This window comes from Intrasporangium chromatireducens Q5-1 (genome assembly GCF_000576575.1).
Classification (GTDB): domain Bacteria; phylum Actinomycetota; class Actinomycetes; order Actinomycetales; family Dermatophilaceae; genus Intrasporangium_A; species Intrasporangium_A chromatireducens.
Genome location: NZ_AWQS01000632.1, coordinates 1 through 324 on the forward strand (window position 1 = coordinate 1; position 324 = coordinate 324).

A 324-nucleotide genomic window follows, 5' to 3' on the forward strand; every position below is an offset into this window, starting at 1 on the left:
GCGGCGGTCCGCGCCGCCCTCGCGGCGGTCCTGGGCACCGTCATCGCGCCGGTCCCCGCGCCCACCACGCCGGTCGGTCGCACCCTCACGGCGGTCCTCGCCCTGCGGCCGGCCCTCACGACGCTCGTCCCGCCGCTCACGTGCCCGGTGCTGGCCGGACTGGTCGCCCTGCTCGGGCCGGTGGTCACGATCGGCATGCGCGCGCTGCTGGGCACGGTCGCGCGCCGACTCGTCCCCGGTCTGCCCCTCGGGACGGGTGGCGCCACCCGGCGTGCCACCCGACGGGGCCGCCCCTTGATCGGGCTGGCCCGCGCGGGCCTGCCC

1 protein-coding gene is annotated in these 324 nt (G+C 80.6%); it reads left to right on the top strand.

Features of this window, described 5'->3' with window-relative positions; genetic code table 11:
• Positions 1 to 324, top strand: a 324-nt coding sequence (locus N864_RS25405; protein WP_034723355.1) for a hypothetical protein, incomplete at both ends; no start/stop codon positions are given.